The sequence below is a fragment of the Streptomyces sp. Ru71 genome (assembly GCF_002920535.1).
Lineage (GTDB): Bacteria > Actinomycetota > Actinomycetes > Streptomycetales > Streptomycetaceae > Streptomyces.
This window is the reverse complement of the sequence record NZ_PQSS01000017.1, coordinates 1-12,386: the sequence shown is the minus strand read 5'-3', so window position 1 is coordinate 12,386 and position 12,386 is coordinate 1. Positions and strand designations below refer to the sequence as shown.

The following is a 12,386-nucleotide window of genomic DNA, read 5'->3' as shown; positions in this document are numbered from 1 at the left end:
GCCCGGCGCCGGTCGTCCACGGCTCAGGGCTCAGTGGCCGGCGACCGGGTGCGGTACGTACGGCCGCTGGAGCTCCTCGATCTCCTTGTCCGTGAGCTCCAGTTCGACGGCGGCGACCGCGTCCTGGAGGTGCTGCGGCTTGGAGGCGCCGACGATCGGCGCGGTCACCGTGTCCTGGTGGAGCAGCCAGGCCAGGGCGACCTGGGCGCGCGGGACGCCTCGCTCCTCGGCGATACGGGTGACGGCCTCGACGACGGCGCGGTCGCCCTCCTGGTAGAGGGTGCTGCCGAAGTTGTCCGTCTCGCTGCGCCCGGTGACGGTGCCCCAGTCGCGGGTGAGCCGGCCGCGGGCGAGCGGGCTCCACGGCAGGACACCCACGCCCTGGTCGGCGCAGAGCGGCAGCATCTCGCGCTCTTCCTCGCGGTAGATGAGGTTGTAGTGGTTCTGCATCGACACGAACCTGGTCCAGCCGTGCAGTTCGGCCGTGTACTGCGCCTTGGAGAACTGCCAGGCGTACATCGAACTGGCCCCGATGTAGCGCGCCTTGCCCGCCTTGACGACGTCGTGCAGCGCCTCCATCGTCTCCTCGATCGGCGTGTACGGGTCCCAGCGGTGGATCTGGTAGAGGTCGACGTAGTCGGTGCCGAGGCGGGTGAGGCTGTGGTCGATCTCGGTCATGATCGCCTTGCGGGACAGCCCGCCGCCGTTCGGGCCGGGCCGCATCCGGCCGTGCACCTTGGTGGCCAGCACGATCTCGTCGCGGCGGGCGAAGTCCTTCAGCGCCCGGCCGACGATCTCCTCGCTGGTGCCGTCGGAGTAGACGTTGGCGGTGTCGAAGAAGGTGATCCCGGCGTCCAGGGCCTGACGGATCAGCGGCCGGGAGGCCTCCTCGTCCAGCGTCCACTCGTGCGTGCCCCGGTCGGGAACCCCGTAGGTCATGCAGCCCAGGCAGATCCGGGAGACGTCCAGACCTGTCGAACCGAGCTTCACGTACTGCATCGTTGCTGCTCCTGCCTTCGTCAGCGGCTGACAGGGCGAGCCTAAGTGCTGGTGCGCACTCCAACCCGGGGGCTAGCGCAGCGGGAAGGTGCGGCCCCGCTCGCCGTCCGGGCGCGGGCCGTGGATGCGGCGCTCGTGCTCCTCGATCGGTACGTCGTTGATGCTCGCCTCGCGCCGGGTCATCAGGCCGTGCTCGTCGAACTCCCACAGCTCGTTGCCGTAGGAGCGCCACCACTGGCCGTCGGCGTCGTGGCACTCGTACTGGAAGCGGACGGCGATGCGGTTGCCGTCGAAGGCCCACAGGTCCTTGCGCAGGGCGTAGTCCAGCTCGCGGGCCCACTTGGCGGTGAGGAAGTCGACGATCTCGGCGCGGCCGGTGAGGAAGGTGTCGCGGTTGCGCCAGACGGAGTCCTCGGAGTAGGCGAGCGCGACCTTGTGCGGGTCCCTGGTGTTCCAGGCGTCCTCGGCGGCCTGCACCTTCTGTGCGGCGCTCTCGCGGGTGAACGGCGGCAGGGGCGGGCGGTCGGCCATGGTCTCCTCCTCGGCGGCACGGCACCGGAGAACGGTCGTTCTCCGCATGATCGGCTAACGTAGAGAACGATCGTTCTCGCGTCAACGTCCCCTGTTCTCCGCCGTGTCGAGGAGTGGTGCACCGTGCCCTTGGACAGCGCGACCGCCCGTGCGCGGGCCCTGGACGCCGCGGAGGAGCTGTTCTACCGGCGCGGTGTGCACCGTGTCGGCATGGACGACATCCGCACCGCGTCGGGCGTCTCGCTCAAACGGCTCTACCAGCTCTTCCCGGCCAAGGAGCAGCTGGTGGAGGCGTATCTGGAGCGGCGCGACGCGCACTGGCGGGGCCGGCTCGCCGCGTACGTGGTGCGGCACGAGGACCCGCGGGAGCGCGTCCTGGCCGTGTTCGACTGGCTGCGCGGCTGGTTCGCCGAGGAGGGCTTCCGCGGCTGCGCCTGGATCAACGCCCACGGTGAACTCGGCGCCACCTCCGAGGCCGTGGCGCGTCAGGTGCGGGCGCACAAGGCGGCGTTCCGCGCGTATCTCGCCGGTCTGGTGGCGGAGGCCGGGCTGCCGCCGGAGCTGGCCGGGCAGCTGTTCCTGCTGGCCGAGGGCGCCATGGTCACGGCGGGCGTCACCGGCGGCACCGAACCGGCCGACGAGGCCCGCGAGGCGGCGCGGACACTCGTCGGGGCGCGGTGAGCGCGGGGCGCACATTGGTCGGGCGCGGTCAGCGCGGCGCGGACACTCGTCGGGGCGCGGTCAGCGCGGGGCGGGTACTGGTCGCGGTGCGGTGAGCGCGGTGCCGCGACGTCACACGTGGGTGTCGCGCTGCTCCACCCTGATCGCACCGACCGGGCACGCTCGGGCCGCCTCGCGGGTCATCGGGTCGGTGGTCTCGTGGCCGGCCAGCAGGGTGCTGTAGCCGTCGTCGTCCTGGGTGAAGACGCCCGGCGCGGCGAGGGCGCACTGGCCGGCGCCGATGCAGACGTCCCTGTCGATGTGAACGCGCATGGGTGGGCCCGCCTCTCACCAGGTCACGGGTAGTTCGAGCATCCCCTGGATGGTGTCGCCCGGCTTGAAGGGGATCTCCTCGGCGGGAGCCGCGAGCCGCAGGCCGGGCAGCCGTTCGAAGAGCGTGCGCAGCGCGATCTCCAGCTCGGCGCGGGCCAGGTTCTGGCCCAGGCACTGGTGGATGCCGAAGCCGAAGGCGATGTGGTGGCGGGCGGTGCGGCGCAGGTCGAGGCGGTCGGGGTCGGCATAGACCGTCTCGTCGCGGTTGATGACCGAGGTCGAGAACAGCACGCCCTCGCCGGCCCGGACGGCCGTCCCCGCCACCTCGATGTCCTGCGTGGCCACCCGCAGCAGGCCGTCCGCGATCGACAGCATCCGCATCAGCTCCTCCACCGCCGAGGGCACCAGCCCCGGGTCGGAGCGCAGCTCGGCGAGCCGTTCGGGGTGGCGCAGCAGGGTGTAGGTGCCCAGGGAGATCATGTTGGCGGTGGTCTCGTGGCCCGCGACCAGCAGGATGACGGCCAGCGCGACGAGGTCGGCCCGGTCCACCTCCCCGGTGCGCAGCCGCTGGTGGACCAGCTCGTCGAGGACGCCGTCGCCGGGCCGGGTCTCCCTCGCCTTGCGGTCGATCAGGTCGCCGAGGTACTCCTCCAGCCGGTCGCGCGCCCGCAGGACGTCCTCGGCCGCCGGTCCGCGCAGCAGCCGGCGGGACTGCTCCTCGAAGAACTCGTGGTCGGCGTAGGGCACGCCGAGCAGGGCGCAGATCACCATGGAGGGCACGGGCAGCGCGAAGGCGTTCACGAGCTCGGCGGGCGGCCCCTGGGCGATCATGGCGTCCAGCAGTCCGTCCACGATCCGCTGGATGTCCGGCCGCAGCTCGTTCGCCCGCTTGAGCGTGAACCGGGGCACCAGCATGCGCCGCTGGACACGGTGCTCGGGGTCGTCGACGCCCAGCAGGGCCGTCCTGCGGTAGCGGCCCGCCTCGAAGCGGGGCGTGAGCGCGGGGAAGCCGGGGCGGGTGCGGTCGGTGGACAGACGCGGGTCGGCCAGGAGCTCGCGGGCCACGGCGTGCCCGGTCACCAGCCATGCGGTGGTGCCGTCGTAGAGGGTGACGCGGTGCAGCGGGGGCCCGTCGCCCAGGGAGCGGTAGGCGGCGGGCGGGTGGTAGGGGCAGGCGCGGTCCTGCGGGAAGGCGAAGAGCTCCGGCCGTTCCGTCAAGTCCGTCATGGAAGACCTCGCAGAGGAAGGGTGCGGCGTTCCGATCTTCATTAGATGCCTCGGGCACCTATGCGGCGACGCGAAGTTCGGCCAGATCGACGAAGGGGGCGATCTGGCCGGAACCCTTTGCTCCGGACCCGCCACCGGGCCGGGCCTTTGCACATGACGGTCCGTGAGGTCACCGGCGCGCGGCAGGCGAGGGTGCGCCGGACCGGGCGGAGAAAAATCCGCGCGCCGCGCGCATGGACCGGCGCGGGGCGGGCACGTGAGTGTCAGGCCCCGCCGCGCTCCCCCGTCGCGGCGGGGCTCTCATGTGACTCGCGGGCCGCGCGGTCGGTGACGTCGAGGAAGATCTGCGCCGCCTCCGGCACGGCGTCGGCGATGGACCGCTTGATGCGGACGGCGACCTCCTCCACCCGCTCGCTGTCCAGCCCCGGCACCAGGTCGATCCGTGCCGCCACCAGCGCCGAGTCCAGCCCGGTCTTCATGCTGAACAGCGCCTCCACGCTGTCGATCTCCGGCTGCCGGGCCAGCAGCCGGCGGATGCGGTCGCTCGCCTCGGGGTCGGCGGCCTCCCCGATCAGCTGGTCGCGGGCCTCGCGGCCGAGGTGGTAGGCGACGCAGACGAGCAGCGCGCCGATGGCGATGGACGCGGCGGCCTCGTAGCCGACCTGCCCGGTGGCCATGTGCAGCGCCATGCCGGCCAGGGCCAGGGTCACGCCGAGCACCGCGGTGCCGTCCTCGGCGACGACCGTGCGCAGCGCCGGGTCGCGCAGGCCGGCGGTGCCGCCCTGGCGCCGCACCTGGTGCACCGCCCGCAGCAGCGAGGCGCCCTCGGCCAGCAGGGCGACGCCGAGGACGATCAGACCGGCGACGTAGCCGCTGAACTTCTCCTCCGTGCCGCTGTGCAGGGCCTCGAAGCCCTGGAAGAAGGAGAAGCAGCCGCCCATCACGAAGATGCCGACGGCCGCGAGCAGCGACCAGAAGAAGCGTTCCTTGCCGTAGCCGAACGGGTGCCGCCGGTCGGCGGGCCGTCGGCTGCGGCGCAGCGCTGCCAGCAGGAAGACCTCGTTGAGACTGTCGGCGACGGAGTGCGCCGCCTCCGACAGCAGTGCGGGCGAGCCCGCGAGCAGGCCGCCGACCGCCTTGGCGACGGCGATGACGAGGTTGGCCGCGAGCGCCACGAGGACGGTGACCCGCGTCCTGCGGTCCGCCTTGCGCTCCGTGTCACGTTGCGTCGGTGTACCGCTCACACAGGGCCGACTGCCCCGGTCGTGGGGGATCACACCGTGCCGGTGGGACGTTTCGGGGAACCCGGGAAAGCCTGGAGGACGACAGCGCGCGGAAGGAGCGGACCATGGGGCGGGACGGCGACGGCAACGAGGCGTACGGCAGGACGGCCTTCCGCCGGTCGCGGAGCCATTTCACGGACCGGATCACCGCCGACGGCCGCGACGGCTGGCCGGTGGAGGCGGGCCGCTACCGTCTGGTGGTCAGCCGTGCCTGCCCGTGGGCGAGCCGGGCGGTGATCTCCCGGCGGCTGCTCGGGCTGGAGGACGCGCTGTCGATGGCGATCGCCGACCCGATCCAGGACGACCGCAGCTGGCGCTTCACGCTGGATCCGGACGGCCGCGATCCGGTGCTCGGCATCCGCTACCTCCACGAGGCCTACGACCGGCGCGAGAGCGACTACCCGGGCGGGGTGAGCGTGCCGGCGGTCGTGGACGTGCCCAGCGGGCGGCTGGTCACCAACGACTACCAGCAGCTCACCCTGGACCTGGCCACCGAGTGGCGGGCCCTGCACCGGCCCGGGGCACCCGATCTGTACCCGCGCGAGCTGCGGCGCGAGATCGACACCGTGATGGCGGAGGTGTACGCGGACGTCAACAACGGCGTCTACCGGGCCGGTTTCGCCACCGGGCAGGAGGAGTACGAGGCGGCCTGCACCGGTGTCTTCCAGCGGCTGGAGAAGCTGGCGGCCCGGCTGGAGCAGCAGCGGTACCTGGTCGGGGAGACGATCACCGAGGCCGACATCCGGCTGTTCACCACGCTGGTGCGTTTCGACGCCGTCTATCACGGTCACTTCAAGTGCAACCGCTTCAAGCTGGCCGAGAACGAGGTGCTGTGGGCCTACGCCCGGGACCTGTTCCAGACCCCCGGCTTCGGCGACACCGTGGACTTCGACCACATCAAGCGGCACTACTACCAGGTGCACACCGGCATCAACCCGACCCGCATCGTGCCCCTCGGGCCGGACCTCGACGGCTGGCTGACGCCCCATCACCGACAGCGGCTGGGTGGACGGCCGTTCGGGGACGGCACCGCGCCGGGGCCGGTGCGGCCCGGCGAGGAGGTGCCGGCGCGCGGCCGCCCCTGACCGTTCCCGTCCGCTCATGACGCGTCCCATCGAAGGAGACCCCGTGGCCAAGAAGAAGAAAAAGACGCTTCCCCTCGCCTACAAGCCCGTCGGCTTCGTGCTCGGCTGGACCGGCGGCGCGCTGGCCGGGATCGCGTTCCGCAAGACGTGGAAGCTGATCCGGCACGAGGACGACGCGCCGGACGCGCTGGACCCGGACCGCGGCTGGGGCGAGATCCTGCTGGCCGCCGCCGTCCAGGGAGCGATCTTCGCCGTGGTACGCAGCGCCGTGGACCGCACGGGCGCGAAGGCCATCGCCCGCTCCACAGGGGTCTGGCCGACCCAGGACAAGTCCGGCCGTGACTGACCCGCTCGGGCGGCCGGCCCCGGGTTCCGCGCGGGCGGCCCGGGGCCGGCTGCACGTTCTCACGACCCCACCCCGGGCCCGGTCACGGCAGTGAGGCGGCGTTCCGCACGCCGGGCCCTGTCCCGCCGTCCCGCCCGGACGGGCCTGCGGTGTCAGCCCTGTTTCGGGGCCGTGGGGGCGGTGCGGTGGAGGGTGAAGGAGTGGCCGGACGGGTCGGCGTAGCCGCGTTCCTCGTGCGGGCCCGCGGCCGCCTTGGTGTCCAGGGGGCGGCCGCCGAGGCCGACGATCCGGCGCTCCGCCTCGTCGAGGTCCTCGACCCGGAAGTCGAGGTGCACCTGGAGGGAGTTCTCGGGACGCGGCCAGCTCGGCGGGGTGGCGTTCATGTCGCGGCGGAAGGCGAGCCGGATGCCCTCCGGCGCCCGGATCTCCACCCGGTTGGCACTCGCCTCCACCTGCTCGGCGTCCAGCAACGTCGTGTAGAACTCGGCGAGTTTCTCCGGTTCGGCGCAGTCGAGCACCACGACGCCGGCCGTGAACAGGGCCATGTCTCCTCCGATGATCCGCTCGGCGGGACGGCGGGGGCCGCCCTCACCCCCTGCGGATACCCCGGTTTCAGTCCGTCACCAGCCACCGGCCGTCCCGCATCAGCTCCCGGCCGTCGAGCTCGTCCGACTCGCGCCAGGCCTGGATGCGGTGCGGCAGGACGCGGAAGTACAGGTAGGGCGTGTCCAGTTCACGCGGGTCGAAGCCGGTCTTGGCCGCGAAGATCTCGGCGTCCTCCTCGGGCAGGTCGTACGGCTCCACGGCCGCGACGGTGCCCTCGACGAGGACGACGTCCCGGGTCGGCCCGATGCCGAGGCGCGCGGTCCCCGTGGCGACGAGGTTGCGGCCGGTACGGCTGGCGGCGGGTGTGGCGAGCAGCAGGGTGGCGCCGTCCCACACGTACGACAGCGGGACCAGATACGGCGCCGCACCGTCCTCGGCGGCCGTGGCGACCCAGGCGTCCACGTCGTGTTCCAGGCGGTGCAGGGTGTCGTGCTTGCGCTGCTGTGCGGTGCGTACGGCTGCTCGGCTCATGTCACCAGTGTGGCCGTCACTCCCCCGCCCGCACCCGCACCTGCTCCAGGCGTGCCGCGGCCGCGCTCAGCAGCAGGTCCAGCGCGGCCGGGTAGGAGCTGTGCCGCATCGTCGCCATGAGATGGCCGGCGGTCGCCGCGATGTTCGGGTGGGTGTCCGCCGGCAGCCGGGCGTAGGTGGCCCGCCAGACCTCCGCCTCCGCCTCCCGCGCGGCCGGGGGCAGGGCGGCGCCCGCCGAGTCCAGGGCGCCGAAGGCGAGGGCCTGGTCGACGAAGGCGTGGTAGACCCGCACGGCCTCGCGGTCGGGGAAACCGGCGCCGCGCAGCACCCCGAGCATGGCCTCCACCGCGGCGATCTCGTGCACCCGCCCGGTGACGCGGTGGGCGCTGAGCACGGCCGCCCTGGGGTGGGCGAGGGCGCCGGCGTGCATGCGCAGGCCCAGCTCGCGCAGGTCGGCCCGCCAGTCGCCGGTGGGCCGCCAGGTGCGCAGGGTGCTGCCGATCAGCTCGTCGGCGACGGCGAGCATCAGGTCGTCGGTGTGCCGGAAGTAGCGGTACAGGGAGCTGGGGTCGGCGCCCAGGGCGCGGCCGAGCCGGCGTACCGACAGGGCGTCGGCGCCGTGCTCCTCGATCAGCCGCAGCGCGGTGGCGACGATCAGCTCCTCGGAGAGCACGACGCCCTGTTTCGTGGGCCGCCTGCGCAGGCGGGCGCCGGGCGGGACGACACGGTCGGTCATGGGGACGCCTCCAGGGTGCCGCGGTGTCTGCCTCGGTGAGCCCGGACCTTATGACAACACCGTTGACCTGTGAAGTGGCGCGGCAGTTTCATGTCGGCTCACCGGGGCCCGTCCGGGCCCCCTGGTGCGAGGAGAGTGCCGGCATGTCGAACCAGCCACCAGCGCTGCGCAGATCCCTCGGTGTGCTCGACGGCGTCGCCATCGCCGCGTCCAGTACGGCGGCCACGACCAGCATCGGCATCGGGCTGGGCGTCACGGCCGGCGTGGTCGGGCTGCACCTGCCGGCGATCATGCTGCTGGCGTTCCTGCCGGTGCTGGGCATCGCGGGCGCCTACGCGCGGTTGAACCGCGTGGAGCCGAACGCGGGCAACGCCTATGTGTGGGTGGGGCGTTCGCTCTCCCCCTGGCTCGGTTTCCTGGTGGGGTGGGTGAACATCGTCGCGACGGTGGCCTTCCTCGCCTACACCACGGCCGTCACCGGTTCGGCGCTGCTGCAGCTGGCCGGGGACGCCGGAGTGCACCGGGTCGGCGGGCTCGGCCTGGACCCGGGCTCGACCGCCCAGACCACCGCGGTCGGCGCCGTCGTCCTGGCGGCCGTCACGCTGACCGCGGTGACCGGCGCGCGCACCGCGGCCCGGCTGCAGACCTGGCTGCTGGTGTTCGAGTACGCGGTCCTGCTGGGCTTTTGCGGATACGGCCTCGTCGCCGGCCCGCACCCCTTCCGCTGGGAGTGGTTCGACCCGTTCGCCCTGCCCTCGGCGCAGGCGCTCGCGCAGGGGCTGCTGCTGTCGGTGTTCTGCTACTGGGGGTTCGAGTCCGCGTTCAGCGTGAACGAGGAGGTGCGCGAGCCGCGCGACGCCGCACGGGCCGGGTTCATCACGCTGGCGACGATGCTGGCGCTGTTCCTGCTCGGTTCCGTCGCCTTCCAGCGCGTCCTGAGCGATCGGGAGCTGGTGGGGCACGGCGCGGAGGGGCTGGCCTTCTTCGGCGACCGGCTCGCCGACCGCCCGCTGGCCGTGCTGCCGCTGGTGGCGCTGATGTTCTCGGCGGTCGCCTCGCTGCAGGCCGGGGTGATCCCGACGGCCCGGGCGATGTTCGCCATGGGCCGGGACCGCACGCTGGGCCCGGTGTGGGCCCGGGTCAGCCCCCGCTACGGCACCCCGGCGGCCGGGACGCTGCTGATCGGGGCGCTGGCGGTGGCGGTGGCCGCGCTGTCGCTGGTGATCCCGCGCCTGGCGGACATGATCATGGCGACCGTGAACGCCGTCGGGATCGTCGTCGCCCTCTCCTACGCGCTCACCGCGCTCGCCGCCGCCGCACGCTTCCGCGCACTGCTGCGCACCGACCCCCGGCAGGGCGTGCGGGCGGTGGTGCTGCCCGCGCTGAGCGCCGCCGCGCTGCTCGGGCTCGGCGGCTACCTCGGCTGGACCTTCCTCACCTCCACCGACCACTTCGCGCTGCGCGCGGACAACGGCTGGTTCCTGCTGACGATGCCCCTGCTGATGGTCGCCTCCGGATGCGTGGCCGCGGCATGGGCGAAGTGGAGGCGCGGATCGCCGTACTTCCGCACCGGCGAGGGCACCGACGCCGACGCGCCCGAACTCCTCACCGCCACCCAGTGATGCACGCTCTTCCAGGAAAGGAACCCATGCACGCCGACCTGCTCTTCCTCAACGGCCCCGTCCTCACACCGGAGGGCCGCACCGCCACCGCCGTGGCCGTCACCGGTGAACGGATCACCGCGGTCGGCGGTGACGAGCTGCGCGAACTGGCCGGGCCGCGCACGGAGGTCGTCGACCTCGCCGGGCGGCTGCTGCTGCCCGGCTTCCAGGACGCGCATGTGCATCCGCTGTCGGCCGGCCTGGAGCTGACCCAGTGCGACCTGACCGGCACCAGGACGGCCGAGGAGAGCGTCGCGGCCGTCCGCGCGTACGCGGCCGCCCGTCCGGAGCGGGAGTGGATCACCGGCGGCGGCTGGTCGATGGAGGCCTTCGCGGGCGGTACGCCGACGAAGGAGCTGCTGGACGCCGTCGTCCCGGACCGGCCGGTGTACCTGCCCAACCGCGACCACCACGGCGCGTGGGTGAACAGCCTCGCGCTGAAGCTCGCGGGCATCACCCGGGACACGCCCGACCCGGCCGACGGGCGGATCGAGCGGGACGCCTCCGGCGAGCCGAGCGGGACGCTCCAGGAGGGGGCGATGCAGCTGGTCGCCCGGCTCACCCCGGCGCCCACGCCCGCCGACCTCAGGGCGGCGCTGCTGCACGCGCAGGCCACCCTGCACGCGCTCGGGATCACCGCCTGGCAGGACGCCCTCGTCGGGAACTTCCTCGGCATGCCCGACCCGTCCGAGGCGTACCGCGCCGCCGCCCGGGACGGATCACTCACCGCACGAGTGCGCGGCGCCCTGTGGTGGGACCGGGAGCGCGGAGCCGAGCAGATTCCCGAACTCGTCGAGCGGCGGCGGGAGTTGAGCACCGGCCGGTTCCGGGCCGGCAGCGTGAAGCTGATGCTGGACGGCGTCGCGGAGAACGGCACGGCGGCGCTGCTGGAGCCGTATCTGGACGCGTGCGGGTGCGCCACCGCCAACCGGGGCAAGAGCTTCGTGGACGCGGCACGGCTGCCGCAGTACGTCACCGAGCTGGACGCGCTCGGCTTCCAGTGCCACTTCCACGCGCTCGGCGACCGGGCCGTACGCGACGCGCTGGACGCCGTCGAGGCGGCGCGGGCGGCGAGCGGGCCGAGCGACACGCGCCCGCATCTGGCGCATCTTCAGGTCGTGCACCCCGACGACGTGCCCCGGTTCGCGCGCCTCGGGGCCACGGCGAACATCCAGCCGCTGTGGGCGGCGCACGAGCCGCAGATGGACGAGCTGACGATCCCGTTCCTCGGCCCCGAACGCGCGGCGTGGCAGTACCCGTTCGGCTCGCTGCTGCGTTCCGGGGCACGCCTGGCAGCGGGCAGCGACTGGCCGGTCAGCAGCCCCGACCCGCTGCAGGGCGTCCACGTCGCCGTCAACCGGGTGGAGCCGGGCGGGGACGCCCCGGTCTTCCTCCCCGGCGAACGCCTGTCCCTGTCCGCGGCCCTCACCGCGTACACCGCGGGCTCGGCCCATGTGAACCACCTGGACGACACCGGCGAGATCCGCCCGGGCGCCCTCGCCGACCTCGTCATGCTGGACCGCGACCCGTTCGCGCTCCCGCCCCGGGAACTCGCCGAGACCCGGGTGGCCCACACGTACGTCGGCGGTGAGCGCGTGTACGCCGCCCCGGACGCCTGACGGTTCAGCGGGCCGCCTGGAACGTGCGCCGGTAGGTCCGCGGTGAGACGCCGATAGCGGCCTGCAGATGCTGGCGCAGGGAGGCGCCGGTGGCGAAGCCGACCTGGCCGGCGATCTGGTCCACGGACAGGTCGCTGGTCTCCAGCAGGTGCTGGGCCCGGGCCACGCGCTGCTGGATCAGCCAGCGGCCCGGGCTGACACCGACCTCGTCGTTGAAGCGGCGGGCGAAGGTGCGCAGGCTCATCCGGGCGTGCCCGGCGAGATCGCTCAGGGTGAGCGGCTCGCCGAGGCGCTCCAGGGCCCACGCCCGGGTGGCGGCCGTGCTCGCGGCGGCGGTGTCGGGCACCGGCTGCTGGATGTACTGGGCCTGCCCGCCGTCCCGGAACGGCGGCACCACGCAGCACCGGGCGATGGCGTTGGCGAGGGCGCTGCCGTGGTCCTTGCGCAGGATGTGCAGCAACAGGTCGACGCCGGCCGCGGCGCCGGCGGAGGTCAGGACCCGGCCGTCGTCGACGAACAGCACGTCCGGGTCGAGCGCGATGTGCGGGAACATACGGCGGAAGTCGTCGGCGAGCAGCCAGTGCGTGGTGGCCTTGTGCCCGTCCAGCAGCCCGGCCGCGGCCAGCACGAAGGCGCCGGTGCAGATGGAGACCAGCCGGGCGCCGGGGCGGATCCGGGCGAGCGCGGCCCGCACCTGATCCGGCGGCTCGGCGGTGATGCGGGCGGGGTCGACGGGCGCGACGACGACCGTGTCGGCGGTCTCCAGGACCTCGGGCCCGTGGTCCACGGCGATGGCGAAGTCGGTGGTCGTGCGCACCGGGCGTCCGTC

General features: G+C 73.3%; 14 protein-coding genes. 5 read left to right on the top strand and 9 right to left on the bottom strand.

Translation table 11 applies throughout. The annotated features are described in order from the left end of the window. Positions 1–30 precede the first annotated feature (30 nt). Complete coding sequence (locus tag C3489_RS13240) at positions 31–999, bottom strand: aldo/keto reductase (protein ID WP_103781979.1); 969 nt, start codon at positions 997–999, stop codon at positions 31–33. Between the two features lie 72 nt (positions 1,000–1,071). Continuing rightward, positions 1,072–1,530 carry a nuclear transport factor 2 family protein gene (locus C3489_RS13235; protein ID WP_103781978.1) on the bottom strand — a complete coding sequence of 153 codons (459 nt, stop codon included), beginning with the start codon at positions 1,528–1,530 and terminating at the stop codon, positions 1,072–1,074. A 129-nt stretch (positions 1,531–1,659) separates the two neighbouring features. Between C3489_RS13235 and C3489_RS13230 the strand changes: the two genes are divergently transcribed. Continuing rightward, on the top strand, positions 1,660–2,211 hold the full coding sequence (locus C3489_RS13230) for a TetR/AcrR family transcriptional regulator (RefSeq protein ID WP_103781977.1): 552 nt from the start codon (positions 1,660–1,662) through the stop codon (positions 2,209–2,211). A gap of 111 nt (positions 2,212–2,322) precedes the next feature. Here C3489_RS13230 and C3489_RS13225 read toward each other — a convergent pair whose 3' ends face one another. The 3 genes from C3489_RS13225 to C3489_RS13215 form a co-directional block, all read right to left on the bottom strand. After that, positions 2,323–2,523: a ferredoxin gene (locus C3489_RS13225; RefSeq protein ID WP_103781976.1), complete on the bottom strand. Its 201-nt coding sequence runs from the start codon at positions 2,521–2,523 to the stop codon at positions 2,323–2,325. Positions 2,524–2,538: 15 nt separating this feature from the next. Beyond that, the gene (locus tag C3489_RS13220) at positions 2,539–3,750 is read right to left on the bottom strand and encodes a cytochrome P450 (protein ID WP_103781975.1); all 1,212 of its coding nucleotides are present in this window, start codon (positions 3,748–3,750) and stop codon (positions 2,539–2,541) included. Between the two features lie 263 nt (positions 3,751–4,013). Further along, a complete protein-coding gene (locus C3489_RS13215) occupies positions 4,014–4,925 on the bottom strand; it encodes a cation diffusion facilitator family transporter (RefSeq protein WP_374936740.1) in 912 nt (303 codons plus the stop codon). A 173-nt stretch (positions 4,926–5,098) separates the two neighbouring features. On the opposite strand from C3489_RS13215, the gene C3489_RS13210 reads away from it, so the two are divergent. Then, positions 5,099–6,118, top strand: coding sequence for a glutathione S-transferase family protein (locus C3489_RS13210; protein WP_103781973.1), 1,020 nt, complete (start codon positions 5,099–5,101; stop codon positions 6,116–6,118). A 43-nt stretch (positions 6,119–6,161) separates the two neighbouring features. Further along, positions 6,162–6,464: a DUF4235 domain-containing protein gene (locus tag C3489_RS13205; protein ID WP_258054677.1), complete on the top strand. Its 303-nt coding sequence runs from the start codon at positions 6,162–6,164 to the stop codon at positions 6,462–6,464. 152 nt (positions 6,465–6,616) lie between these two features. Here the strand turns inward: C3489_RS13205 and C3489_RS13200 are convergent, their stop codons facing one another. From C3489_RS13200 to C3489_RS13190, 3 genes are all read right to left on the bottom strand, one after another. Further along, positions 6,617–7,009, bottom strand: a complete 393-nt coding sequence (locus C3489_RS13200; protein ID WP_103781971.1) for a VOC family protein — start codon at positions 7,007–7,009, stop codon at positions 6,617–6,619. Positions 7,010–7,076: 67 nt separating this feature from the next. After that, entirely contained in the window at positions 7,077–7,541 is a 465-nt protein-coding gene (locus C3489_RS13195; RefSeq protein ID WP_103781970.1) for a pyridoxamine 5'-phosphate oxidase family protein, read from the bottom strand. Between the two features lie 16 nt (positions 7,542–7,557). Continuing rightward, positions 7,558–8,277 carry a TetR/AcrR family transcriptional regulator gene (locus tag C3489_RS13190; RefSeq protein ID WP_103781969.1) on the bottom strand — a complete coding sequence of 240 codons (720 nt, stop codon included), beginning with the start codon at positions 8,275–8,277 and terminating at the stop codon, positions 7,558–7,560. 143 nt (positions 8,278–8,420) lie between these two features. Here C3489_RS13190 and C3489_RS13185 point away from each other — a divergent pair, with 143 nt between their 5' ends. After that, a complete protein-coding gene (locus tag C3489_RS13185; protein WP_103781968.1) occupies positions 8,421–9,899 on the top strand; it encodes an APC family permease in 1,479 nt (492 codons plus the stop codon). 26 nt (positions 9,900–9,925) lie between these two features. After that, the gene (locus C3489_RS13180) at positions 9,926–11,557 is read left to right on the top strand and encodes an amidohydrolase (RefSeq protein WP_103781967.1); all 1,632 of its coding nucleotides are present in this window, start codon (positions 9,926–9,928) and stop codon (positions 11,555–11,557) included. A 4-nt stretch (positions 11,558–11,561) separates the two neighbouring features. Here the strand turns inward: C3489_RS13180 and C3489_RS13175 are convergent. Beyond that, on the bottom strand, positions 11,562–12,386 hold an 825-nt coding region (locus C3489_RS13175; protein ID WP_103781966.1), incomplete at its 5' end, for a GlxA family transcriptional regulator.